The sequence below is a fragment of the Inquilinus sp. 2KB_23 genome (assembly GCF_052115705.1).
In the GTDB taxonomy this organism is placed as follows: domain Bacteria; phylum Pseudomonadota; class Alphaproteobacteria; order DSM-16000; family Inquilinaceae; genus Inquilinus; species Inquilinus ginsengisoli_A.
The window spans coordinates 17018-39221 of record NZ_JBFRHF010000032.1; the positions used below are offsets into that span (position 1 = coordinate 17018).

At 71.3% G+C, this 22204-nt stretch carries 21 protein-coding genes and 1 riboswitch; of the genes, 10 read left to right on the forward strand and 11 right to left on the reverse strand.

Features of this window, described 5'->3' with window-relative positions; genetic code table 11:
• Nucleotide 1 precedes the first annotated feature (1 nt).
• The 4 genes from AB4112_RS30765 to thiO all read right to left on the reverse strand — a co-directional run bounded on the left by AB4112_RS30765 (nucleotide 2) and on the right by thiO (nucleotide 2815).
• A complete protein-coding gene (locus AB4112_RS30765; RefSeq protein ID WP_441725260.1) occupies nucleotides 2-616 on the reverse strand; it encodes a thiamine phosphate synthase in 615 nt (204 codons plus the stop codon).
• Nucleotides 613-1383, reverse strand: coding sequence for a thiazole synthase (locus AB4112_RS30770; protein ID WP_441725263.1), 771 nt, complete (start codon nucleotides 1381-1383; stop codon nucleotides 613-615). The genes AB4112_RS30765 and AB4112_RS30770 overlap by 4 nt, the downstream gene beginning before the upstream one ends.
• Before the next feature lie 29 nt (nucleotides 1384-1412).
• Nucleotides 1413-1616, reverse strand: a complete 204-nt coding sequence (gene thiS / locus AB4112_RS30775; RefSeq protein ID WP_309801643.1) for a sulfur carrier protein ThiS — start codon at nucleotides 1614-1616, stop codon at nucleotides 1413-1415.
• The gene (gene thiO / locus AB4112_RS30780; RefSeq protein ID WP_441725267.1) at nucleotides 1613-2815 is read right to left on the reverse strand and encodes a glycine oxidase ThiO; all 1203 of its coding nucleotides are present in this window, start codon (nucleotides 2813-2815) and stop codon (nucleotides 1613-1615) included. Before thiO ends, thiS begins: the two co-directional genes overlap by 4 nt.
• A riboswitch (TPP riboswitch) is annotated at nucleotides 2806-2904 on the reverse strand. Its footprint overlaps the gene before it by 10 nt.
• Before the next feature lie 106 nt (nucleotides 2905-3010).
• On the opposite strand from thiO, the gene ftsY reads away from it, so the two are divergent.
• From ftsY to yddG, 8 genes are all read left to right on the forward strand, one after another.
• On the forward strand, nucleotides 3011-3970 hold the full coding sequence (gene ftsY / locus AB4112_RS30785) for a signal recognition particle-docking protein FtsY (RefSeq protein WP_441725272.1): 960 nt from the start codon (nucleotides 3011-3013) through the stop codon (nucleotides 3968-3970).
• Nucleotides 3967-5436, forward strand: coding sequence for an AMP nucleosidase (locus AB4112_RS30790; RefSeq protein WP_441725275.1), 1470 nt, complete (start codon nucleotides 3967-3969; stop codon nucleotides 5434-5436). Before ftsY ends, AB4112_RS30790 begins: the two co-directional genes overlap by 4 nt.
• A 4-nt stretch (nucleotides 5437-5440) precedes the next feature.
• Nucleotides 5441-7288 (forward strand): NUDIX domain-containing protein, encoded by a 1848-nt coding sequence (locus AB4112_RS30795; RefSeq protein WP_441725277.1) that lies wholly within the window; start codon nucleotides 5441-5443, stop codon nucleotides 7286-7288.
• The gene (locus AB4112_RS30800) at nucleotides 7285-8010 is read left to right on the forward strand and encodes an SDR family oxidoreductase (protein ID WP_441725278.1); all 726 of its coding nucleotides are present in this window, start codon (nucleotides 7285-7287) and stop codon (nucleotides 8008-8010) included. The genes AB4112_RS30795 and AB4112_RS30800 overlap by 4 nt, the downstream gene beginning before the upstream one ends.
• 197 nt (nucleotides 8011-8207) lie before the next feature.
• On the forward strand, nucleotides 8208-10433 hold the full coding sequence (locus tag AB4112_RS30805; RefSeq protein WP_441725280.1) for a hypothetical protein: 2226 nt from the start codon (nucleotides 8208-8210) through the stop codon (nucleotides 10431-10433).
• 3 nt (nucleotides 10434-10436) lie between these two features.
• On the forward strand, nucleotides 10437-11174 hold the full coding sequence (locus tag AB4112_RS30810; protein WP_441725283.1) for a DUF3142 domain-containing protein: 738 nt from the start codon (nucleotides 10437-10439) through the stop codon (nucleotides 11172-11174).
• 164 nt (nucleotides 11175-11338) lie between these two features.
• On the forward strand, nucleotides 11339-12385 hold the full coding sequence (locus AB4112_RS30815) for an ElyC/SanA/YdcF family protein (RefSeq protein ID WP_441725286.1): 1047 nt from the start codon (nucleotides 11339-11341) through the stop codon (nucleotides 12383-12385).
• A 119-nt stretch (nucleotides 12386-12504) separates the two neighbouring features.
• Nucleotides 12505-13431: an aromatic amino acid exporter YddG gene (gene yddG, locus AB4112_RS30820; RefSeq protein ID WP_441725289.1), complete on the forward strand. Its 927-nt coding sequence runs from the start codon at nucleotides 12505-12507 to the stop codon at nucleotides 13429-13431.
• A 14-nt stretch (nucleotides 13432-13445) separates the two neighbouring features.
• Here the strand turns inward: yddG and AB4112_RS30825 are convergent, their stop codons facing one another.
• Nucleotides 13446-14354 carry a DMT family transporter gene (locus AB4112_RS30825; RefSeq protein ID WP_441725291.1) on the reverse strand — a complete coding sequence of 303 codons (909 nt, stop codon included), beginning with the start codon at nucleotides 14352-14354 and terminating at the stop codon, nucleotides 13446-13448.
• 126 nt (nucleotides 14355-14480) lie between these two features.
• Between AB4112_RS30825 and AB4112_RS30830 the strand changes: the two genes are divergently transcribed.
• Nucleotides 14481-15503 (forward strand): GlxA family transcriptional regulator, encoded by a 1023-nt coding sequence (locus tag AB4112_RS30830; RefSeq protein ID WP_441725294.1) that lies wholly within the window; start codon nucleotides 14481-14483, stop codon nucleotides 15501-15503.
• Between the two features lies 1 nt (nucleotide 15504).
• On the opposite strand, the gene AB4112_RS30835 is transcribed toward AB4112_RS30830, so the two are convergent.
• The 4 genes from AB4112_RS30835 to AB4112_RS30850 form a co-directional block, all read right to left on the reverse strand.
• On the reverse strand, nucleotides 15505-15948 hold the full coding sequence (locus tag AB4112_RS30835; RefSeq protein ID WP_309801658.1) for a cupin domain-containing protein: 444 nt from the start codon (nucleotides 15946-15948) through the stop codon (nucleotides 15505-15507).
• The gene (locus AB4112_RS30840) at nucleotides 15945-16547 is read right to left on the reverse strand and encodes a glutathione S-transferase (RefSeq protein WP_441725298.1); all 603 of its coding nucleotides are present in this window, start codon (nucleotides 16545-16547) and stop codon (nucleotides 15945-15947) included. Before AB4112_RS30840 ends, AB4112_RS30835 begins: the two co-directional genes overlap by 4 nt.
• 18 nt (nucleotides 16548-16565) lie before the next feature.
• Entirely contained in the window at nucleotides 16566-17336 is a 771-nt protein-coding gene (gene gloB, locus AB4112_RS30845; RefSeq protein ID WP_441725301.1) for a hydroxyacylglutathione hydrolase, read from the reverse strand.
• Nucleotides 17337-17429: 93 nt separating this feature from the next.
• Nucleotides 17430-19316 carry a DNA/RNA non-specific endonuclease gene (locus AB4112_RS30850; protein ID WP_441725304.1) on the reverse strand — a complete coding sequence of 629 codons (1887 nt, stop codon included), beginning with the start codon at nucleotides 19314-19316 and terminating at the stop codon, nucleotides 17430-17432.
• Between the two features lie 117 nt (nucleotides 19317-19433).
• Between AB4112_RS30850 and AB4112_RS30855 the strand changes: the two genes are divergently transcribed.
• Nucleotides 19434-20192 (forward strand): class I SAM-dependent methyltransferase, encoded by a 759-nt coding sequence (locus AB4112_RS30855; protein ID WP_441725307.1) that lies wholly within the window; start codon nucleotides 19434-19436, stop codon nucleotides 20190-20192.
• A gap of 12 nt (nucleotides 20193-20204) precedes the next feature.
• Here AB4112_RS30855 and metW read toward each other — a convergent pair whose 3' ends face one another.
• Together metW and metX are read right to left on the reverse strand one after the other, a co-directional pair.
• The gene (metW, locus tag AB4112_RS30860; RefSeq protein WP_441725310.1) at nucleotides 20205-20837 is read right to left on the reverse strand and encodes a methionine biosynthesis protein MetW; all 633 of its coding nucleotides are present in this window, start codon (nucleotides 20835-20837) and stop codon (nucleotides 20205-20207) included.
• Nucleotides 20837-22045 carry a homoserine O-acetyltransferase MetX gene (gene metX / locus AB4112_RS30865; protein WP_441725313.1) on the reverse strand — a complete coding sequence of 403 codons (1209 nt, stop codon included), beginning with the start codon at nucleotides 22043-22045 and terminating at the stop codon, nucleotides 20837-20839. Before metX ends, metW begins: the two co-directional genes overlap by 1 nt.
• Nucleotides 22046-22204 lie beyond the last annotated feature (159 nt).

Below are 22204 nucleotides of genomic sequence, written 5' to 3' on the forward strand. Positions count from 1 at the left end.
CCTATCGCAGCGCTGCCAGCAGCGCCGCGATCACTGTCCCCGGCGCCGTCGCGCGCATGACGCTGCCCATCACCGCGATGCCGGCGAATCCGGCAGCCAGGAGCCCGGCCACCAGATCGGGTTCGACGCCGCCGAGCGCGATCACCCGCCCGGGATGGCGGCGGGCGATGGCGCCGGCTGCGGCGAGTGACAGCACAGGGACGTAGCCCGGCTTGCTCGCGGTCGGCGCCAGCGGCCCCAGGGTGACGTAGTCGGCGCCGGCCGCGAGCGCGGCCCCGACCTCCGCCCCGGAGTGGCAGGAGGCGCCGATCAGCGCGGACGGTCCGAGCCGATGCCGTGCCGAGACCGGGTCTCCGCCGCCCGCGAGGTGCAGCCCGTCGACCTCGGCCGCCCCCTCCAGCTCGGCATGGACCGTGACGACCGCCCCGACCGGCCGCGCCAGGGCCTGGATCCGGCGCAGCAGGGCGCGGCGCTCCGCCGCCGGCAGGTCCTTCTCGCGCACACTGACCCAGCGGCAGCCGGCGGCCAGCGCCGCCGCCACCACGGCTTCGAGCGGCCGTGCCGCCTGGCTGCGATCGGTGATCAGCAGCAGCGCCGGCGCCGGCAGCCTGGTCACGTCCCGATCAGGCCGAGCTGCGGGCTGGAGGGGTCGGCGAGGTGGCGCTTGGGGATGCGTCCGGCCAGCGCGGCCAACCGCCCGCCCTCGACCCCCGCCCGCATCGCCCGGGCCATGCGCAGCGGGTCGCGCGCCTTGGCGATGGCGGTCGACAGCAGCACGGCGGAACAGCCCAGCTCCATCGCGAGCGCCGCGTCCGAGGCGGTGCCGATGCCGGCGTCGAGCACCACCGGCACCGACAGGCGGCTGCAGATCATCTCGATCGCATGCGGGTTGGAGATGCCGAGGCCGGAGCCGATCGGCGAGCCCAGCGGCATCACCGCGGCGCAGCCGACATCGGCCAGCCGCAGGCAAGTGACGAGGTCGTCGTTGCAGTAGGGCAGCACCACGAAGCCGTCGCGCACCAGCTCGTCCGCCGCCTCGACCAGCTGGGCCACGTCCGGATACTGGGTCTCGCGATCGCCGATCAGCTCCAGCTTCAGCCAGTTGGTGCCCAGCGCCTCGCGCGCCAGCTGCGCCGTCAGCACCGCATCCCGCTTCGTCATGCAGCCGGCGGTGTTGGGCAGCAGGCGCCAGCGGTCGCCGACCAGGTCGACCAGGCTTTCGGCATAGCCCTCCAGGCTGATACGGCGGATCGAGGCGGTGACGATCTCCGCCCCCGACGCCTCGATCGATTCCAGCATCAGCTGCCGGTTGGGATAGCCGGCGGTACCGATCAGGAGGCGCGACTGCAGCGCCACGCCGGCAATGATCAGGGGATCCTGCATATCCATTTTCTCCTCAGCCGCCCTGGCCCCTAACCGCCCTGAAATGGGCGGACGATCTCGACCCGGTCGCCGGCCGCCAGCTGCCGCTCCGGCCAGCGCGCCCGCGGCAGTACGGCGTCGTTCAGCGCCACCGCCGTGCCGCGCGCCGCCGGGTCGATGCCCTTGGCCAGCAGCAGGTCGAGGATGCTGATTCCGATGACGGCTTCGACCTCGCCGTTCACGACCACATTCATTGCGCCGCCTCCGCGATCCGGGTGAAGCGGTCGATGCGGAACGGCTCGGCCGCCGCCGTCAACCGGCCTTCCAGGATGGTTCCGGCCACCGCCTCGACCGTGGCCGGCAGCAGCAGGATGCCGTTGCGATGGTGCCCGGTGGCGAAGACCAGCCCGTCGATCGCCGACGGGCCCAGGATCGGCGCGTCGTCGCGGCTGCCGGGCCTGAGGCCGGCCCAGCTTTCGACCACTGGCAGCTCCTCGATCCCCGGCAGCACCCGCCACGCGGCGTCGAGCAGCGACAGCATGCCGCCGGCGGTGACGGTGGTGTCGAAGCCGCGCTCCTCCACCGTGGCGCCGATGATCAGGCGGCCGTCGAGGCGCGGCACCAGATAGGCCTTGCCGGCCCACAGCACGTGGCGCAGCAGCGGCGCCGCCGGGTCCATCTGCAGTGCCAGCATCTGGCCCTTCACCGGCCGCACCGGCGGCAGCGCCTCGCGCGGGATGCCGGCGATGCCGCCGGACCAGGCCCCGGCCGCCAGCACCACCACATCCGCCGGCCGCGCCGTGCCGGCGACCACCACGCCGGTGGCCCGGCCGCGATCGGTGACGACGGCGTCGACCGCAGCATGGTCGTGCACCACGCCGCCGGCCCGGCGCAGCGCCTCGGCCAGGGCCGGCACCAGCCAGCGGTTGTCGACCTGGTGGTCGGCCGGGCTGTGCACCGCGGCAGCCAGGCCGGGGCGCAGCATCGGCTCGCGCTTCAGCAGTTCGGCCCCGGTCAGCCTTGTCAGATCGACCCCGAGCCGGGTCTGGAATTCGGCGGAGAAGCGCAGCTCCGCCGCATCGTCGCGGGTCAGGGCCACCGCCAGCGTGCCCTCGTCGCGATAGCCGATGGGCAGGCCCGAGGCGGCCTCGACCTCCCGCGCGAAACCGGGCCAGAGCGCCTGGGCATGGCGGCAGAAGCCGAACAGCGCCTCCTCGCCCGGCTCGGCCTCGAGGCCGGCGGCGAGCATGCCGGCGGCGGCCCAGCTGGCCTCGCGCCCGACCGGCCCGCGGTCGTAGACGTCGACCGGGCAGCCGGCCCGGGCCAGGCGCCAGCCGATGGCCAGACCGTTGACTCCGGCGCCGACGATGGCGACGCGCGGTTTCGCGCCGCGCAGCGGTGGCGTGTCGGGAAGATCGTCCCGATAGCGGGACGGATTCGGAATGCCGGTCACCTCAGGCTCCCTCCGCTGGCATGATCCAGGTCAGGTTCGATGGGTATGATCTCAGCCCGCCGTAACGGTGGGCACCCCAGCCGATGCCGCCATTTCAGTCCCGGTTGCGGGCGGGTGCAACCCTTTTCTGCAGGCGGCCCAGACCCGCGCCGGCCCGACTTACGAAGTTCACATGCGGCGTGGTAAGAAGCGCGCATGACAGAACAGACCAACGACAGCGGCGCAGGGGCGCCGAAAAAAGGGTGGTTCACCCGACTGAAGGAGGGGCTCTCGCGCTCCTCCGCCAAGCTGACCGAAGGCATCAGCAGCATCTTCACCAAGCGCAAGCTGGACGATGCCACGCTGGAAGAGCTGGAGGAGCTGCTGATCCAGGCCGATCTCGGCCCCGCCACCGCCGCCAAGCTGACCGCCGAACTGGCGCGCACCCGCTTCGGCAAGGAGGTCTCGGATGACGAGGTCCGCCGCGCCTTGGCCGACCATGTGGCGCAGATCCTGCGCCCGGTCGCCAAGCCCTTGATCCTGTCGCCCGACCGCAAGCCGCAGGTTGTGCTGGTGATCGGCGTCAACGGCACCGGCAAGACCACTACGATCGGCAAGCTGGCCAAGCAATGGCGCGAGGACGGCCGGTCGGTGATGATCGCCGCCGGCGACACCTTCCGCGCCGCCGCGGTGCACCAGCTGCAGGTCTGGGGCGAACGCTCCGGCTGCCCGGTGGTCACCGCCGCCCCGGGCGCCGACGCCGCCGGCCTGGCCTTCGACGCGCTGACCCGGGCGAGGGCCGAGGGCCGCGACGTGCTGCTGATCGACACCGCCGGCCGGCTGCAGAACAAGGACACCTTGATGGCCGAGCTGGCCAAGATCGTCCGCGTCATCAAGAAGATCGACCCGACCGCGCCGCACGACGTGCTGCTGGTGCTGGATGCCACCACCGGCCAGAATGCCCACAATCAGGTCGAGGTGTTCCGCGACATGGCGGCGGTGACCGGGCTGATCGTGACCAAGCTGGACGGGTCTGCCCGCGGCGGCGTGCTGGTGGCTCTGGCCGAGCGCTTCGGCCTGCCGGTGCACGCGATTGGGGTCGGCGAGAGCATCGACGACCTGAGGCCGTTCGACCCCGACCAGTTCGGCCGGTCGCTGATGGGAGTCGAAGCATGAGCCAGACCTTCGCCCCCCAGACCTTCGCGCCGGAGCTGTTCCACGACGCCGCCGCGGCGGTGGCCCGGCTGCACGCGATCTACGACGCCCAGACCAGCCTGCTGCGCGACGCCTTCCGCGACTACACCCGCGGCGAGGAGCCGCCGGCGCGGATCCGCGCCTGCTATCCCTACATCTCGGTCACGGTCGAGGATTTCAGCCGGGCCGACACCCGCCTGTCCTACGGCTTCGTCGACCGCCCGGGGACCTTCCGCACCACGGTGACGCGGCCGTCGCTGTTCCACCGCTACCTGACCGAGCAGATCGGCCAGCTGATCCACAATCACCATGTGCCGGTCGAGGTCGGGGTCAGCGACACGCCGATCCCGGTCCATTTCGCCTTCCCCGACGGCATGCATGTCGAGGGCGACCTGACCCGCGAGCGCATGCTGCACATGCGGGCGGTGTTCGACCTGCCGGACCTGGCGCTGATGGACGACAGCATCGTCAACGGCACCGCCGTGACCCCGCTGGACGAGCCGGACCCGCTGTCGCTGTTCACCGCCCCCCGGGCCGACTATTCGCTGTTCCGGCTGAAGCACTACACCGCCACCGGCTGCGAGCATTTCCAGAACTTCGTGCTGTTCACCAACTACCAGTTCTACATCGACGAGTTCGTGCGCCACGCGCATGAGCTGATGCAGGGCGACGGCGGCGGCTATGACGCCTTCATCGAGCCGGGCGACCGCGTCACCCTGCCCGGCGGCCGTGCCCGCGGCGCCCCGGCGGCGCGGCTGCCGCAGATGCCGGCCTATCACCTGACCCGGCCGGACCATTCCGGCATCACCATGGTCAACATCGGCGTCGGCCCGTCCAACGCCAAGACCATCACCGACCACATCGCGGTGCTGCGGCCGCATGCCTGGATCATGCTGGGCCACTGCGCCGGCCTGCGGAACACCCAGAAGCTGGGCGATTACGTCCTGGCCCATGGCTATGTCCGCGAGGACCATGTGCTGGACGCCGACCTGCCGGTGTGGGTGCCGGTGCCGGCGCTGGCCGAGATCCAGGTCGCGCTGGAACATGCCGTCAGCGAGATCACCGGCCTGTCCGGCTACAGCCTGAAGAGCGTGATGCGCACCGGCACGGTCGCCACCATCGACAACCGCAACTGGGAGCTGCGCGACTACAGCGAGCCGGTGCAGCGCTTCAGCCAGAGCCGGGCGATCGCCCTGGACATGGAAAGCGCGACCATCGCCGCCAACGGCTTCCGCTTCCGGGTGCCCTACGGCACGCTGCTCTGCGTCTCCGACAAGCCGCTGCATGGCGAGCTGAAGCTGCCGGGCATGGCCGACGCCTTCTACAAGCAGCAGGTCGGCCAGCACCTGCAGATCGGCATCCGCGCCATGGAGCGGCTGCGCGAGCTGGGGCTGGAACAGCTGCACAGCCGCAAGCTGCGCAGCTTCGCCGAAGTCGCGTTCCAGTAAGGCCATGCCCGAGGACAGCGGTTCCCCCAAGGCCATGATGGACCGGCCGCGGATCGGCGTCGGCGCCGTGGTCTGGCGCGACGACCGGCTGCTGCTGATCCAGCGCGGCAAGGCACCCCAGGCCGGGCAGTGGAGCATCCCCGGCGGCAGCCAGGAGCTGGGCGAGACCCTGTTCGAGGCGGCGCTGCGCGAGACGCTGGAGGAGGCCGGGGTCGAGGCCGAGGCGCTCGGCATCCTGACCGCGGTCGATTCGATCCACCGCGACGCCGATGCGCAGGTCGAGTGGCACTACACCATCATCGACGTCGAGTGCGAATGGCGGTCCGGCGAGCCGGTGGCCGGCGATGACGCCGCCGCGGCGCGCTGGGCGACGCTGGACGAGGCCGATGCGCTGATCGAATGGCCGGAGCTGCGGCGGGTGCTGCACCTGTCGGCCCGGCAGCGGCACCAGCGCCAGCGGCGGCAGGGCCAGGTGCGGCTAAAGCCGCGGCCGGACCTGATGCGGCTGATGCGGACGCCCTTGGGCCGGCTGGTGGCGAGGCCGTGGTTCGACGGCATGTCGCTGGCCCTGCTGCGCGGCTGGTTCCTGCCGGCGTCGCGCAGCCTGGCCGCGGCCATCGCCGCCGAGGGCGACCTGCACCGCTTCTGCGCCGAGCTGGAGATTGCCCCCGAAGTGCTGGGCAAGCGACCGCTCTGGCTGGGCCGCACCCTGCGCGACATCTCCCGCCTGACCGAGCAGCACCGCCAGGCCGACGCCGAATGGCAGCGCCTGCTGTTCTCGACCACCGCGCCGCTGGCCGATGTGGTGGCGGCGGAGGAAGCGCGGCTGGATGCGGCCTCGGCCCTGACCACCAGCCGGCTACGCTTCGCCCTGTTCGGCAACAACCGCAAGATCCCGGCCTGCCGCTGGGCGATCCCGACGGTGGCCGAGGTCGACGACCGGCATGGCGCCCGGCTGGCCGATTCCGAGAACGCCTACCGGCTGCCCGACCTGCTGCCGGTGATCGAGGAGACCCGGCGGCTGCCGAGCGAGCTGGGCACCGACCACTGGGTGACCTTCCCGTCGCCCGAGCCGGCGGTGGCCAGCGCCTGCTGGGCCCGGGTGTTCACCCCGGCCGATGTGGTGAACCCGCCGACCGTGGTCCATCTGCACGGCGTGTGCATGGAGCCGGACCATCTGCGCGGCCCGCTGACGGAAATCGAATCCCTGGTCCGGCGCGGCCTGCGCGTGGTGCTGGTCGAGGCGCCCTGGCACGGGCGGCGCAAGCGTCACGGGTCCTACGCCGGCGAGCCGATGGTGGCGTCGACCCCGCTCGGCGCGCTGGACCACCTCTCGGCCGCGGTGCGCGAGGTCGCGATCCTGACTCGCTGGGCCCGCCAGACCAGCACCGGCGCGGTGGGCTGGAGCGGCATCAGCTTCGGCGCGCTGACCGCGCAGCTGGCCGCCACCCACAGCGGCAGCTGGCCGGCCGCCTGCCGGCCCGACGCGCTGCTGCTGTTCACCACCTCGGAGGGGATCGAGGACATCGCCTTCGGCGGGTCCTTCGCCCGCGCCTTCGGCCTCGACCGCGCCCTGGCGGCGGCCGGCTGGGACGAGGCGGCGCTGAGCCGCTGGCGGCCGCTGACCGACCCGGTCGGCCGGCCTGAGATGGACACCGGCAACGTGTTCATGGTGCTGGGCAGCAAGGACGACGTCACCCCCTTCGCCGGCGGCCAAGCCATCGCCCGGCGCTGGGGTGTGCCCGAGGCCCAGGTCCATGTCCGGCCGCAGGGGCACTTCTCGGTCCCGGCCGGGCTGATGGTCGACGGCGCCCCGATCGCCGACTTCGCGGAAAGGCTGCTGGCGCTGTGAGCCTGCTGATCGTCACCGGTGGCGGCCGCGGCATCGGCGCCGCCATCGCCCGCCGCGCCGCGCGGGACGGCTGGGCGGTGTGCGTGAACTACCGCAGCGACGCGGCCTCGGCCGCGGCCGTGGTGGCGGAGATCGCCGGCACCGGCGGGCAGGCCATTGCCGCGGCCGGCGACACCTCGGTCGAGGACGACATCCGGACCCTGTTCGACCAGGCGGAGGCCGCCTTCGGGCCGGTGCGTGGGCTGGTCAACAACGCCGGCATCACCGGCCGCAACGGCCCCCTGGCCGAGCTGGAGGCCGACACGCTGCGCCGGGTGGTCGACGTCAACCTGATCGGCCCGATCCTGTGCGCGCGGGAGGCGGTGCGCCGCTTCCGCGCCGCCGGGACCAAGGGTGTGATCGTCAACCTGTCCTCGGGTGCGGCGCAGAGCGGCAGCCCGGGCGAATATGTCCACTACGCCGCGACCAAGGGCGCGGTGGAGAGCTTCACCCTCGGCCTGGGCCGCGAGCTGGCGGCCGAGGGCATCCGGGTCAACGCGGTGTCACCGGGCATGATCCGCACCGAAATCCATGAGCCGGGGCGGCTGGACCGGGTGACGGCGCGGATCCCCGCCGGCCGGCCGGGCGAGCCCGAGGACGTTGCCGAAGCGGTGGCCTGGATGCTGTCCGACGCCGCGCGCTACACCACCGCCACGGTGCTGAAGGTGGCGGGCGGACTCTAAGGCGATCCGGCGTGCCAAGGTTTTGCCTTCCGGCGCGCGCAGGATCGGGGACCGATCGGGCGATGCCGGATCTGTCGGCCGGGTCGGCGATCTGATACTGGACGGACACCCGGTGTGGCCAGCCGCACCCGGTGGGACCGGTCCAACGGTCGAGGCAGGTTGAGGGAGGAATGATGGTGCGGCGCGGTTTGCTTCCCATGGTGCTGCTGTTGAGCGGCCTTGGCATCCAGGCAGCCCAGGCGAGCGGGGATTTCGGCTGCTCGCTGAGCTGGTCGCTCAAGCGCGATCAGCTCGACGGCTGCAACAGCCTGCCCTTCCTCAGCCCGGCGAATGACAGCCGGGTCAATCTGCGCCTGCTGCTGGCCGACCAGGGCCTGGAGCCGCTGCCGGACCAGCCGGTCTCGCAGTTCGACGAACAGATGGGCTACGGGTTGGTGCCGTTCTCGATCGACCGATTGTCCGGCCCACAGGACGGCAGCCCGACCGGCGACAGCGCCGACGGCACCACCGATGGCACCACGGTCGTCGAGACCCCGGCCGCCCCGAGTGCCGCCGACGCCGCCGCCGCGGCGCTGGCCGATCTCGCCAAGCAGATCGGCGTGACGCCCGAGGCGGCCGGCACCGCGACCGCCGACACCGCGGCCAACCTGTTCGCCAGCGGCGAGGGCAGCCGCTGCGCCAGCAATGACGACGCCACGGCGCGGACCTTCCTGGAACAGCTGGTCGCCAGCACCGAGCTGCCCGACGCCGAGCGCAAGGCCCTGGCCCGCAGCCGGCTGGCGCTGCTGGGCGCCTGCACCTGGGACCCGGCGCAGCAGGCCGCGATCGCGCCCCAGGGCGTCCAGTCGCCGCTGGGCAAGCAGTTCGCCGACTACCTGCAGGGCGCCATGGCCTTCTATGCCGGCGACTTTCCCGCGGCGACCCGTGCCTTCACCGGCCTCGCCGGCAGCGGCCGGGCCTGGCTGAAGGAGACCGCCGGCTACATGGCGGCGCGGACCCTGCTGAACCAGGCTCAGGCGAACAGCTTCGACGACATGGGCTATCCCAAGCTGGAGAATGTCGACCAGCCGACGCTGGACGCCGCCGAGAAGGCCTTCGACCAGTACCTGCAGGCCTATCCGTCCGGCCTCTATGCCGGGTCGGCCCAGGGCCTGCTGCGCCGTGTCGCCTGGCTGCGCGGCGACCGGACGAAGCTGGCCGCCGAATACGCCTCGCTGCTGGCCCGCCCGAACACGCCGCCGCAATCCCTGCCGCTGGACGCGCTGGTGCAGGAGGCCGACAACAAGCTGCTGACCCAGGTGGCGCCGGCCGACGTCACCGACCCGCATCTGCTGGCGGTGCTGGACCTGATGCAGATGCGCCACCGCGATCCCGGCGCCGACGGCACCGCCTTCGCCCTGGCCGACCTGCAGGCGCAGAAGCCGCGCTTCATCAGCGATCCCGCGCTGTACGGCTATCTCGTCAGCGCCTTCCACTTCTATGTCGAGGCCGATCCCGACAAGACCCTGCAGGGTCTGCCGGACGCGCTGCCGACCAGCGCGCCGGACTACCTGGAATTCAGCCGGCAGACCCTGCGCGGCTTCGCCCTGGAGGCGAAGGGCGACTGGGTCGGGGCGCAGGATCTGTGGCTGAAGCTGATGCCGCTGGTGCAGCAGCAGCCGCTGCAGCGCGCCCAACTGGACCTGGCGCTGGCGATGAACTACGAGCGCAGCGGCCGGCTGGCCGCGGTGTTCGCGCCGGACTCGCCGATCCAGACCCCGCAGATCCGGCAGATCCTGCTGCGCAACCTGGCCGGGCCGGCGCTGCTGCGCCAGCAGGCCAAGGCGGCCGGCGCGCCGGAGACCGAGCAGGACACCGCCCTGTTCACCCTGCTCTACAAGGACCTGCTGCGCGGCCATTACCGCGATTTCGGCAGCGACCTGGCGCTGCTGCCGGACCCGCTGCCGGAGAAGCCGTCGGTGCCGTGGGACCAGTCGCTGTCCCTGTTCCACTGGGACGGCAAGACGGCGGAATCCGACTACACCTGCCCGTCGATCCGCGATATCGCCGCCACGCTGCAGCGCAACGCCGGCAGCCCCGAGGGACTGAACTGCCTGGGCGAGTTCATCCTGCGCAACGGCCTGGACTCCTATGCGCTGGACCACCAGCCGGACGCGCAGGACCTGGGCGGCACCGCCACCGAGTTCCCGGGCAAGGTCTATTCCCGGCTCGACGGCTACATGCAGGTGATCGGCGACAGCAAGGCCGGCCGCAACGACCGCGCCTACGCCCTGTACCGCGCCATCAACTGCTTCGCCCCGAGCCAGAGCAACGGCTGCGGCCCGCAGGACATCCCGACGGCCCAGCGCAAGCAGTGGTTCCAGACCCTGAAGTCGCGCTATCCCAACACCAGCTGGGCCAAGACCCTGAAATACTACTGGTAGGCGATGCCGATCCTGGCGCGCTGGGCGCTGGCCGCAGCGCTGCTGGCCACGATACCGCTGGTCTCGACGCGGTTGGCGGCCGCGGCCGGCGTCGACGCCGCCGCGCATGACGCCTTCTGGCTGTGGGCGGGGGTGGCGCCGCAGCCGGTGCTGGCCCGGGCACGGACCCTGTATATCCTGCAGGGCCAGGTCGACCCGCCGCGCCGGGGCGGCCATGGCCCGGCGCGGATCATCGCCCAGGGCATCGCCGTGCCCCGGCTGCGCCAGGGCGAGGTCTGGCTGGCCTACCGCGCCCACACCCTGCGCTGGCCGGCGGAGATCCTGCCGGTCATCCTGTCCCAGGCCCGGCGCTGGCGGCAGGCCGGCAACCCGGTGGTCGGCATCCAGATCGACTTCGATGCCCGCACCCGGCACCTGCAGGACTACGCCGCCTTCCTGCGCGACCTGCGCGCCAAGCTACCGGCCGAATACCGCTTAAGCATCACCGGGCTGATGGACTGGGGCAGCAACGCCAGCCCGGACGCGATCAACCAGCTGCAGGGCGTGGTCGACGAGGTGGTGATCCAGACCTATCAGGGCCGCCACACCATCCCGAACTACCGCGCCTACCTGCCCCGCATCGCCCGGCTGACCCTGCCGTTCAAGATCGGGCTGGTGCAGCACGGCGAGTGGGAGGCGCCGGAGGGGCTGGAGGACAGCCCCTGGTTCCGCGGCTACGTCGTGTTCCTGCTGGATCCGTGAGCGCCGCCGTCGAACAGCGCCAGCCCGAGGGCGCGATCCTCCGGCCGCCACGACCACAGGGTGGCGGGAAGGGCGGGATTGTCATCGGTCATTGGCGATTCTCCGTGTCCCGAATCTGGCGTATGAACCGGGGCCAGGAAGGCTTCACAAAGGGACGGGCCCCCATGATCCGACGCATCGCCTGCGGCCTCGCCCTGCTGGGCGCGCTGGCCGCCCCCGCCATCGCCTATGACGACGCCACCGAGGCCCGGATCCGGACCCTGGTCGACACCGGCATGCAGTACTACTGGTCCGGCGGCGACGTGAAGAAGGCCGAGGCGGAGGTGTTCAAGGGCATCACCCTGCACGGCCGCTACGACGTGGTCGAGCAGGCCTTCGCCGAGGCCTCGACCCTGGCGCCGGAGCGGCTGGACTTCCGCTACGCCGTGGCCTCGACCCAGATCATCCAGAAGAAGATCCCGGAGGCCGAGGCGACCTACCAGGAGATCACCCGGCACGATCCGCGCGCCACCGACGCCTATGCCTGGATGGCGGCCCTGGCCCGGGTGCGCGGCGATGCCGATGCCGCGGCCCTGGCCGACATCGCCCTGGCCGGGCTGGACCGCGCCCAGGCCCTGCAGTACCGCGCCCGCTTCGCCCGCACCGAGGCGATCCTGGCCGACCCGCCGGCCCTGGCGGTTCCGGCCCTGCCGGGCAAGCCGGTGATCCTGGTGCTGGGCTACGCCCTGGCCAAGGACGGCACCATGCAACCGCCGCTGATGGACCGGCTGGCGGTGGCGCTGAAGGCGGCGCAGGCCAACCCGACGGCCCGGCTGATCGTCACCGGTGGCCAGCCCCAGGCGGGCGTGACCGAGGCCGACCTGATGACCCGCTGGCTGGTCGAACAAGGCGTCGACCGCGACCGCATCATCGGCGAGGACAAGGCCAAGGACACCGTCGGCAACGGCCTGAACGCGGCGTCGCTGATCAAGCGCCATGGCGGCGATGCGGTGATCCTGGTCACCAGCGCCAGCCACATGCGGCGGGCACGGGTGGTGGTCGAGGAGTCGCTGGCCCAGTACGGGCTGGCGCTGCCGGTGGTGCCGGCGATCGCGCTGGACGCCCCGTCGCTGGAGGAGGCCGCGAAGGTCAGCCCCGATGAGCGGCTGGTGGTCTATCGCGACCTGATGCGGACCTCGGGGCTTTGGGCCTATCCGGGGCTGCAGCAGTAGAGCCCGGGAAGAACAACCTCTCCACCATCATTGCGAGCCCCGCAGGGGCGTGGCAATCCAGGGGGCGGTGCCGCTGGATCGCCACGTCGCTTCGCTCCTCGCGATGACGATCAGAAAACATGAAACGCCCGCACCCCATGTCCTCCGACCTCGCTGCTATCAGGCGCGCCACGCTGATCGGCGGCACCGCCGTGCTGATGTGGGCGACGCTGGCCCTGCTGGTCACCTGGGCGCGGGCGATCCCGCCGTTCCAGCTGACCGGCATGGCCTTCGCCATCGCCTTCCTGATCGGGCTGGTGTGGATGCGGGTGCAGGGCCGGTCACCGCTGGCCGCCGCGCGCCAGCCGCCGGCGGTGTGGCTGCTCGGGATCGGCGGGCTGTTCGGCTACCATCTGGTGTTCTTCGTGGCGCTGCGCCTGGCGCCGCCGGTCGAGGCCAACCTGATCAACTACGCCTGGCCACTGCTGATCGTGCTGTTCTCGGCCCTGCTGCCCGGCGAGCGGCTGCGCTGGTGGCACCTGGCCGGCGCCGCGCTGGGCCTGGCCGGCGTCGCCGTGCTGATCGGCGGGCGCGGGGTGGCCTTCGACCCGCGCTTCGCCCTGGGCTATGGCGCGGCCGCCGTCTCCGCCATGATCTGGGCCGGCTATTCCGTGCTCAGCCGGCGCATCGGCGCGGTGCCGACCGAGACCGTCGGCTGGTTCTGCGGCGGCACCGCCCTCCTGTCCCTGCTGTGCCATCTGGCGCTGGAAGAGACGGTGGCGCCGGATGCCGCGGGCTGGGCGGCGATCGTGGCGCTCGGTCTGGGGCCGGTCGGCCTCGCCTTCTTCGTGTGGGACCATGGGGTGAAGCGCGGCGACATCCGCGCGCTGGGCGCCTTCGCCTATGCCGCGCCGCTGCTGTCGACCCTGCTGCTGATCGCCTTCGGCCAGGGCGCGCTCACGGCATCGGTCGGCATCGCCTGCGCCCTCATCGTCGGTGGCGCCATCCTGGCCGGGCGCGACCTGTGGGCCCGCCGCGCCCAGCCGGAGTCCTTTGCGAAGTCCTGAACCTGTCCCGGACCTCAGGACGCCTGCGACTGGAGTGTCATGCGGAGAGCACGCTGTCGTCCGACCTGCAGCATCGCGATGCTGGCGAGAATCAAGACCACAGCCACCACCTCCAACGGGCCGACCTGCTCGCCGGCGGCCCAGCCGATGAGCAGCGCGACCACCGGCGTGATGTAGGTCGAGCCCGAGGCCGCGACCGCGCCGAGCTGCTGCAGCAGGAAATAGTAGATGAGGAAGGCGGTTCCGGTCCCCAGGACGCCCAGCCCGATCGCCACGCCGACGGCGGCATGCCAATCCTGGAGGATGCGCCCGATGCCGGTAAGGTCGGTCACCAGGAGCAGCACCGGCAGCGCCAGCCCGATCTGCCAGGTCGAGAGCGCGAGCGGCGGCAGGTTGGCCGGCGACAGGAAGCGGCGGACATAGACATAGGACAGCCCCAGGATGATGGCGCCGCCCAGCATCCAGAAGACCCCCAGAAGGTCGATCGAGTTGCGCGCCCCCTCCCAGGGACGCGAGATCAGGACGATGCCGGCAAAGCCCGAGACGACCCCGGCCGTCATCAGCCCGTTGAGCCTCTCGGTCCTAAGGAACAGCAGCGAGGCGATGGCGGTGAACAGCGCGATCGACCCGCCCAGGACGCCCGCTATGCCCGATGGCAGCAGCGCCGTCCCCTTGACGATGGCGAAGTAATAGAAGGCGGTCGCCACCACCGCCATGACGAAGAAATGCGGCAGATGCTTCACCTGGCTGCGGTTGATCACCCCTTTGCGCCAGGCCACGAAGGCCAGGGGCAGGAAGCCGAAAAACACCCGCAGCAGCGTGATCTGCGCCGGGCTGATCAGTTCGGAGGCCCATTTCATGTAGGTGAAGTTCGACCCCCAGATGAGGCCGAGAACGACAAAGGCGATGTAGGTCAGTTTCATCGGTTGTGCCCTGCCGATCGGGCCTTGAAGGCGGCCCCGCCGGCAGTATTGCCGATCCGGCCACACCCGGAGAGAATGGGTGCGTCAACCGGCTATGATCGGTGCGACACCTTCAGGGGGATCGGGATGGGCGAACGCCGGCCGGCCGGGTCGAACCGGGAAGCCCCGAGACTGTCCGTCGGGTTCATCCTGGCGCGGCACTTCACCCTGAACGCCTTCGCCAACTTCGTCGATGTCCTGCGGCTGGCGGCGGATGAGGGCGACCGCAGCCGGCCGATCCGCTGCGAGTGGCGCGTGCTGTCCGACACCATGAGCCCCGTGGCGTCCAGCAGCGGCGTGGCGGTTGCACCCCATGAACGGCTGGGCGATCCCGGCGCCTTCGACTACATCGTGGTGGTGGGCGGGCTGATCGACCAGACCTTCGATCTCGACCCCCAATACCGGCAATACCTGCACCGGGCCGCGGCCGCGAAAGTGCACCTCGTCGGCGTCTGCACCGGCGCCTTCATCCTGCACCGCGCCGGTCTGATGGACGGCTATCGCTGCTGCATCAGCTGGTTCCACCACACCGATTTCCTGGAGCAGTTCGACGGCCTCCAGCCCGTGTCGAACCAGATCTTCCTGGTCGACCGCGACCGCCTGACCTGCCCCGGCGGCGCCAGCGCGGCCCATCTGGCCGCGTTCCTGGTCGAGCGGCATCTCGGCAAGGCACCGGCGGCGAAGAGCCTGCACATCATGATGATCAACGGGGCGGAGGCGGGAGAGACACCGCAGCCGAGCCCGGCCCTCGATGTCCAGACCAGCGATCCCTTCGTCCGAAAGGCCCTGCTGCTGGCGCAGCAGAGCCTGGATGCACCGCTCGCCATCGGCCAGATCGCCCGGCATCTGGGCATCACCCGGCGCCGGCTCGAACGGCACTTCGCGACCGCGCTCGGCAGCTCGCCCCGGGCGGCCGTCATGGACATGCGGCTGTCGCTGGCGCGCCACCTGGTGGAGACGACCGACAAGCCCTTCGCCGCGATCGCGGTCGAATGCGGCTTCTCCGACTCGGCGCATTTCAGCCGGAGGTTCCGCCATCGCTTCGCGAGCACGCCGGGCGATTTCCGCCGGTCGCGGCTGGTGCGACACGACGGAATCGCCTCGGCCTAGGTCAGCCCAGCTCCGGCCGCCAGTCCGGCGCTGCCAGGGTAAAGCCTTCGAAGCGGAAGGCGGGAGCGACGACGCAGCTGACCAGGGTCCAGTCGCCCAGGCTGCGCGCCGCCTGCCAATGCCCCTCGGGCACCACGGCCTGGAAGCGGTCGTCCGCCATCAGGTCGGGGCCCAGCCGGACCGTCTCTCCGGCCTGTCCGGTCTCGGCGATCGACAGCGCCAGCGGCGCACCGGCCTGCCAGATCCAGATCTCCGGCGCATCGACCGCGTGCCAGTGCGACACCTCGCCGGCCTGCAGCAGGAAGTGGATCAGCGAGGCCCGGCCGCGCCCACCTTCCGGCGGCGGGTCGCGCCACAGCTCGACATAGTGCCCGCCCTCGGGATGCGGCCGCATCCCGAGCTTGGCGATGATGCCCTGCGGCGTCATCCCGGCGGATCCGCTCATGCCTTGACTTCGGTCGTGGCGTAGGACGGCCGCTGGGCGAAGGCCGCGTGCCAGGCGGCCAGCCGCGGATGGCCCTCGCGCCAGCCCCAATCGCCGAAGCGCAGGTCGAGATAGCCGAGCGCGGCGGCGGCGGCGATCGAGCCGATGGTCGGCGCGCCGTCGAGCTCCGCCGCATCCGCCTCCATCCGGTCGAGCGCGCGCCGGATCTTGGCCTGCTGGCGTTCGACATAGGGCGCGTGCTGCCGCTCCGCCGGGCGCAGCGACGCCTCATAGCGGATCAGCAGGGCGGCGTCCTGCAGCCCGTCGGCCAGGGCCTGCCAGCGCAGGGCCTGCCACCGCGCCGGGCCGGCGGCCGGGAACAGCTTCGGGCCGTCATGCAGCGTGTCTAGATATTCGCAGATCACCGGGCTGTCGTAGAGCGGGCCGAATTCGGTCTCGAGCACCGGGAGCTTGTTCAGCGGATTGTGCTCGGACAGGCCGCTGGCCGGGTCCTCGGTGCTGGTCGTCACCACCTCGATCCGGTCCTGCAGGCCGGCTTCGAAGGCAACGATGCGCACCTTGCGGGCGAAAGGCGAGAACGGACTGTACAGGAGCTGCATGATCGTCCTTGGTCGAGGTCAGAAATTGTCCTTGCGCCGGCGGATCTCGGCGAAGACGGCGACGGGTTCGGCGCCGGCCATGCCGACCGCGGCCTGGAGGTCGGCGGCATCGGCACGCAGGAACGGGTTGGCCAGCTTCTCGCGGCCGAGCTGGCAGGGAATGGTCGGCGCGCCGCTGCTGCGGGTGTCGTCGACATCCTCGGCATAGGCCTGCAGCACCGGGTTGGCGGGGTCGACGGTCAGCGCGAAGCGCGCGTTGGACTGGGTGTATTCATGGCCGCAATAGACCCGCGCCGTGTTCGGCAGGGCGCGCAGCTTCTGCAGGCTCGACCACATCTGCTCCGGCGTGCCTTCCAGCAGCCGGCCGCAGCCCAGCGCGAACAGCGTGTCGCCGCAGAACAGCGCCCCCGCCTCCTCGAACCAGAAGGCGATGTGCCCGGCAGTGTGGCCCGGCACTTCGAGCACCGAGCCCCGCGCGGCCCCGATCATGACATGGTCACCCTCGGCCACGCCGCGGTCGAGGTCGGGGATGCGGTGCGCCTCCGCCGCCGGGCCGACGATCGAGGCGCCGTAGCGCTTCGCCAGCTCGTGGTTGCCGCCGACGTGGTCGCCGTGATGGTGGGTGTTCAGGATCCAGTCCAGCCGCCCGCCCTTGGCCTCGAGCTTCGCCGCGACCGGATCGGCCTCGCCCGGGTCGACGACGCCGACCATACCGGTCGACTCGTCCTCCAGCAGATAGGCGTAGTTGTCCTTGAGGACGGGGATCAGCGTGACGCGAAACGAGGCCATGCGTGCTCCTGGACGGACGGGGCGGGAACGGGTGGCAGCATAGCCGCTCCCGCCGCCCGCGGCGACCCCGTCAGGGCGCCAAATTGCCGCCGGTCACAGCACGATGTCATCAAGGCTTTCGATCACGGTCACCACGGGCGCGGCCGCGACCACGCCGCGGCCGCGCGCCCGGCGCGCCGGGGCCGTCCGGTCGTCGGCGGCCTTGAGGTCGCCGAAATCCAGCCCGGTGCGGGTCTCCAGCTCCGCGATCGGCAGCTGGTACAGCCGGAACTGCTCCAGCCCCAGCGCCTCGATCCGGTTCAGCAGGTCGTCCTGGGTCAGCAGGAATGCCTTGGCCTTCAGCGCCCCGGCCTCGACATAGGCGACGATCTTCCAGAAGTCGCGCGGGATGGCGACGCCGCGATAGACCGGGTCGTCGTCGCGGAACACCGGGCCGCCCAGCGCGGAGATGCGCAGGTGCTCGACCTCGACCTCCTCCAGGATCGCGTTCTCCAGCAGGCCCCACAGCCCGTTCAGGCCGGACTGGTTGTAGGCCTCGTGCTGCGGCGCGATGTTGGTGAAGTAGAAGGATTCGCGGTTGGCCCGCGCCGCCTCCTCCGGCGGGCCCCACACCAGGTCCTGGCGCCGGGCGATGTGGCCGCGGTCGAGGCGGTTGGCGACGTAGAGCGCGTCGTCGGTCTGCCACTTGGCGTCGACCAGCGGGTCGAGCACGAATTTCAGCCCGCTGCGGCTGAGCAGCCTGATCTGGCCGCCGTCGATGTTCCAGGCCACCCAGCGGGCCAGCCGGCGCGCCTTGCTGAGGGCCAGGGAGTAGTGGGTGTGGCGGATGGTCGTGGAATCGCCGACCTTCACCGCGTCCGCGGCCTGGGCCCGCGACATCACCGGCACCGCCACGGCCGTGCCGAGGAAGCCCGGATCGTAGCCGGAGGCGGCGGCCATCGGCACGGCCAGCGCCCGCTCGGACGGCGCGGGCTCGATCTCCAGCTTCTTGAACACGCTCTCGGCGGCGCAGGCCAGCGCGAAGTCGCCCTCGCCGGCGTCGGCGGCGTCGGATTCGCCGCCAAAATGCAGGCCCAGCATCACGCCGGTCGGCCGGCCCTGCGGATCGAGGCCCAGCCAGGCGGAGCCGGAATCGCCGCCCTTGCTGATCTCGTCCTCGGCCGCCGGATGGTCGGGGTCGGGCCCGATCTCGAAACCGCCGATCTTCTTGGTCCCGACCGCATCGCCGTAGAACAGCTTCACCGTGGTCTCGATCCGGGTGACGATGCCCCAGGTGACGCCGGTGGTGCGGCCGGACTTGACCACCCGGTCGCCGAGTTCCGGCTTGCCCAGCCGGTCCACCGCGACGCCGAGGCCGAGGATCTCGGGGTCGACCCCGCGCCCCTCGATCCGGGCGATGGCGCAGTCGCCGGCCAGGCCGAGATGGCTGCGCACCAGCACCCCGGCCTGGTTGTCGTCGACCCGGTTGTCGTCGAACGGGCCGGGCTGGACGATGTCGTCGCCCAGCCGCCCGCCCTCGCCCTGCAGCACATGCCAGTTCGACAGGATGTGCGGCCGCCCCTCCTGCCGGTCGTAGACGATGCAGCCCAGCGTGCCGGCGGCGCCCCTGGGGTGGCTGATGCTGATGCCGGGCACCAGCGGGTCCTGCCGCCGCTTGCGCGGGTCCTTCGCCGTCTGCGGCACCAGCTGCCAGGACGGCTTGTAGCGCCGCTCGATCACATCGGTCGGGACCTTCACGCCATCGACGGTGATGCTGGCCGGCAGCGGCGGGATGCCCTCCTCGACCAGCGCCTGGGGCGCGATCTTGCGGCCAACGGTGAACTGGATGCACAGCTCGCCGGTGGGCTTGCCGCCCGCCATCTTGCTGCCGATGCCGACCGAGGTGACGTTGGGATGGTCGAGATACGCGTCGGCCGCCTCCCGCACCGCCTGTTTCAGCCGCTCCGGGTCGATCTTGCGCGGTGCGGGCTTGCGGGCCATGGCGCAACTCCTGAATATCAGTGTGTGCGAACAGCTGGGACGCGGCGGCGACGCCCGGTCCGGGCCGGCCGCCGATGAGGTATTGTATCCTGAGACAGGCTGCGGGACGACCGGCGGATGTACAGCGACGTCATCGATCTGCGTGAATTCTACGACACCAGCCTGGGGCTGGTGGTGCGCCGCATGGTGCGGCGCCAGATCCGCACGCTGTGGCCGGACACGCGCGGCCAGATCATCATCGGCCTGGGCTACGCCACGCCGTTCCTGCGCCCCTTCCTGGGCGAGGCCGAGCGGGTGATCGCCTGCATGCCGGCCGAACAGGGCGTGACCCATTGGCCGCCGGACGGGCGCGGCCTGGTGGCGCTGACCGAGGAGTGCGAGCTGCCGCTGCCCGACATGTCGGTCGACCGGGTGCTGCTGGTGCATGGGCTGGAGGCGACCGAGCAGCTGGGCGAGCTGATGCGCGAGATCTGGCGGGTGCTGAACGGCAGCGGCCGGCTTCTGGTGGTGGTGCCGAACCGGCGCAGCCTGTGGGCGCGGTCGGACCGCACCCCGTTCGGCCACGGCAAGCCCTATTCCGCCAGCCAGCTGAACCAGGCGCTGCGCCAGCACCTGTTCGTGCCGGAGCGGGTGGCCCGGGCGCTGTGGCTGCCGCCGACCGGGTCGCGCTTCCTGCTGTCGACCGCCGGGGTATGGGAAGAGGCCGGCGCCCGCTGGTTCCAGCGCGTCTCGGGCACGGTGATGGTCGAGGCGTCGAAGCAGATCTACCAGCTGTCGCGCGGCAAGAAGGTGCGGGCCCGGCGGCCGGTGCTGGTGCCGGTCGGCGCCCCCCAGACCGCCCTGGGCATGCGCCGCGACGGCGACGAGCCGGGCTGAACCAGGGCCCCGTCAAGCCCGCTGCAGCAGGAAGACGCCGGTCTCGCCGATCCAGTTGGCCCAGTCGCCCGGCGCCATCGGCACCGCCTTGCCGGAGCGGTGGACCACCATCGCCCGTTCGATCCGGATGCCCATCGCATCGCACAGGGCGACGAAGTCGGCGATGGTGCAGTGATGGATGTTCGGGGTCTCCCACCATTGGTCGGGCAGCCCCTTGGTCACCGGCATCCGGCCGCCATGCAGCAGGGCGAAGCGGACCCGCCAGTAGCCGAAGTTCGGGAAGCTGACCAGGGCGTGGCGGCCGATCCGCACCAGATGGCCCAGCGTCGCCTTGGGGTCCTTCATCGCCTGCAGCGTCTGGCTGAGCACGACATAGTCGAAGGCAACGTCGGGATAGTCGGCGAGGTCGGTGTCGGCGTCGCCCTGGATCACCGACAGGCCGCGGGACAGCGCCACGCTGACCCCCGCCGGCGAGATCTCGATGCCGCGCGCATCGACCCGCTTCTCGCGCCAGAGATGGGACAGCAGCGCGCCGTCGCCGCAGCCGACGTCGAGGACGCGGGTGGCGGGCGCCACCATGTCGGCGATCAGCCGGAGGTCAGGGCGCAGTTCGAGGCCGCCGGGCAGGGGCAGGTCGCGCGGCATCAGCGGGAGGCCACCAGGCGCTGGCCGAGCCCGCGATGCTCGGCCAGGCCTTCGAGGAAGCCGCGCATCACGCGGTGGAATTCCGGCTCGTCGAGCAGGAAGGCGTCATGGCCCTTGTCGCTGGCGATCTCGACGAAGCTGACATTGGCGGCGACGGTGTTGAGGCCGTGGACGATGGCCCGGCTTTCCGCCGTCGGGAACAGCCAGTCCGAGGAGAAGGACACCAGGCAGAACCGCACCGGCGTCGGCTTGCCGCCCGGCCGGAACGCATCCGCCAGCACGCCGCCATGCTCCGCGGCCAGGTCGAAGTAATCCATGGCGCGGGTGATGTAGAGGTAGGAGTTGGCGTCGAACCGGTCGACGAAGGTCATACCCTGGTGGCGCAGATAGCTTTCGACCTGGAAGTCGGCGTCGAAGCTGAAGCCCAGCCGCTGCCGGTCCTGCAGGTTGCGGCCGAACTTGCGGTGCAGCGCCGTCTCGGACAGGTAGGTGATGTGCGCCGCCATGCGCGCCACCGACAGGCCGCGGGTCGGCCGGATGTCGCGCGCTGCGTAGTCGCCGCCATGCCAGTCCGGGTCGGCCATGATGGCCTGGCGCCCGACCTCGTGGAAGGCGATGTTCTGGGCCGAATGCCGCGCCGCCGTCGCGATCGGCAGCGCCGCGAACACCCGGTCGGGATAGGCCGAGGCCAGCTGCAGCACCTGCATCCCGCCCATCGACCCACCGATGACGCAGAACAGCTGGTCGATGCCGAGATGGTCGACCAGCAGCATCTGCGCCCGCACCATGTCGCCGATGGTGATCACCGGGAAGGTCAGGCCGAAGGGCCGCCCCGTTTCCGGATCGGTCTCGGCCGGGCCGGTGGTGCCCATGCAGCCGCCCAGCACATTGGCGCAGATGATGAAGTAGCGGTCGGTGTCGATCGGCAGGCCGGGGCCGATCAGCATGCTCCACCAGCCCGGCTTGCCGGTGACCGGGTGCGGCTCGCACACGAACTGGTCGCCGGTCAGCGCGTGGCAGACCAGGATGGCGTTCGAACGGTCGGCGTTCAGCGTGCCGTAGGTCTGGTAGGCCAGGGTGAACGGGCCGATGGTGGCGCCGCTGTCCAGTGGCATTGGCCGGTCCGCCGCCAGCTGCACCCGCCGGCCGGGCAGATTCGGCCGCGTCGACGAGGCGGCTGAGCTGTGGATGTGAAGCGGGGCGACCATCGGGTGCGGCCAAGGATTTCAGGACGCGATAGCTAGAGTCCGGGGTTCCGGCATGTCAATGCTTCGATGCATAAAACCCAAGATGTTTCCTTTGCTTTCGCACCCTCCCCGTTCTACACCTGATCCCCTTCAGCCCGGCAGGTTTCAGCCCCTTTTCAG

What these genes read in the sequence shown, in the direction of transcription:
- metW (WP_441725310.1), bottom strand. Translation starts at nt 20,837, where the DNA reads ATGCCGCGCGACCTGCCCCTGCCCGGCGGCCTCGAACTGCGCCCTGAC.
- AB4112_RS30825 (WP_441725291.1), bottom strand. Translation starts at nt 14,354, where the DNA reads ATGAAACTGACCTACATCGCCTTTGTCGTTCTCGGCCTCATCTGGGGG.
- gloB (WP_441725301.1), bottom strand. Translation starts at nt 17,336, where the DNA reads ATGGCCTCGTTTCGCGTCACGCTGATCCCCGTCCTCAAGGACAACTAC.
- AB4112_RS30805 (WP_441725280.1), top strand. Translation starts at nt 8,208, where the DNA reads ATGGTGCTGCTGTTGAGCGGCCTTGGCATCCAGGCAGCCCAGGCGAGC.
- AB4112_RS30810 (WP_441725283.1), top strand. Translation starts at nt 10,437, where the DNA reads ATGCCGATCCTGGCGCGCTGGGCGCTGGCCGCAGCGCTGCTGGCCACG.
- metX (WP_441725313.1), bottom strand. Translation starts at nt 22,045, where the DNA reads ATGGTCGCCCCGCTTCACATCCACAGCTCAGCCGCCTCGTCGACGCGG.
- AB4112_RS30790 (WP_441725275.1), top strand. Translation starts at nt 3,967, where the DNA reads ATGAGCCAGACCTTCGCCCCCCAGACCTTCGCGCCGGAGCTGTTCCAC.
- thiS (WP_309801643.1), bottom strand. Translation starts at nt 1,616, where the DNA reads ATGAATGTGGTCGTGAACGGCGAGGTCGAAGCCGTCATCGGAATCAGC.
- AB4112_RS30850 (WP_441725304.1), bottom strand. Translation starts at nt 19,316, where the DNA reads ATGGCCCGCAAGCCCGCACCGCGCAAGATCGACCCGGAGCGGCTGAAA.
- AB4112_RS30835 (WP_309801658.1), bottom strand. Translation starts at nt 15,948, where the DNA reads ATGAGCGGATCCGCCGGGATGACGCCGCAGGGCATCATCGCCAAGCTC.
- AB4112_RS30770 (WP_441725263.1), bottom strand. Translation starts at nt 1,383, where the DNA reads ATGCAGGATCCCCTGATCATTGCCGGCGTGGCGCTGCAGTCGCGCCTC.
- AB4112_RS30795 (WP_441725277.1), top strand. Translation starts at nt 5,441, where the DNA reads ATGCCCGAGGACAGCGGTTCCCCCAAGGCCATGATGGACCGGCCGCGG.
- AB4112_RS30830 (WP_441725294.1), top strand. Translation starts at nt 14,481, where the DNA reads ATGGGCGAACGCCGGCCGGCCGGGTCGAACCGGGAAGCCCCGAGACTG.
- AB4112_RS30840 (WP_441725298.1), bottom strand. Translation starts at nt 16,547, where the DNA reads ATGCAGCTCCTGTACAGTCCGTTCTCGCCTTTCGCCCGCAAGGTGCGC.
- ftsY (WP_441725272.1), top strand. Translation starts at nt 3,011, where the DNA reads ATGACAGAACAGACCAACGACAGCGGCGCAGGGGCGCCGAAAAAAGGG.
- AB4112_RS30815 (WP_441725286.1), top strand. Translation starts at nt 11,339, where the DNA reads ATGATCCGACGCATCGCCTGCGGCCTCGCCCTGCTGGGCGCGCTGGCC.
- yddG (WP_441725289.1), top strand. Translation starts at nt 12,505, where the DNA reads ATGAAACGCCCGCACCCCATGTCCTCCGACCTCGCTGCTATCAGGCGC.
- AB4112_RS30855 (WP_441725307.1), top strand. Translation starts at nt 19,434, where the DNA reads ATGTACAGCGACGTCATCGATCTGCGTGAATTCTACGACACCAGCCTG.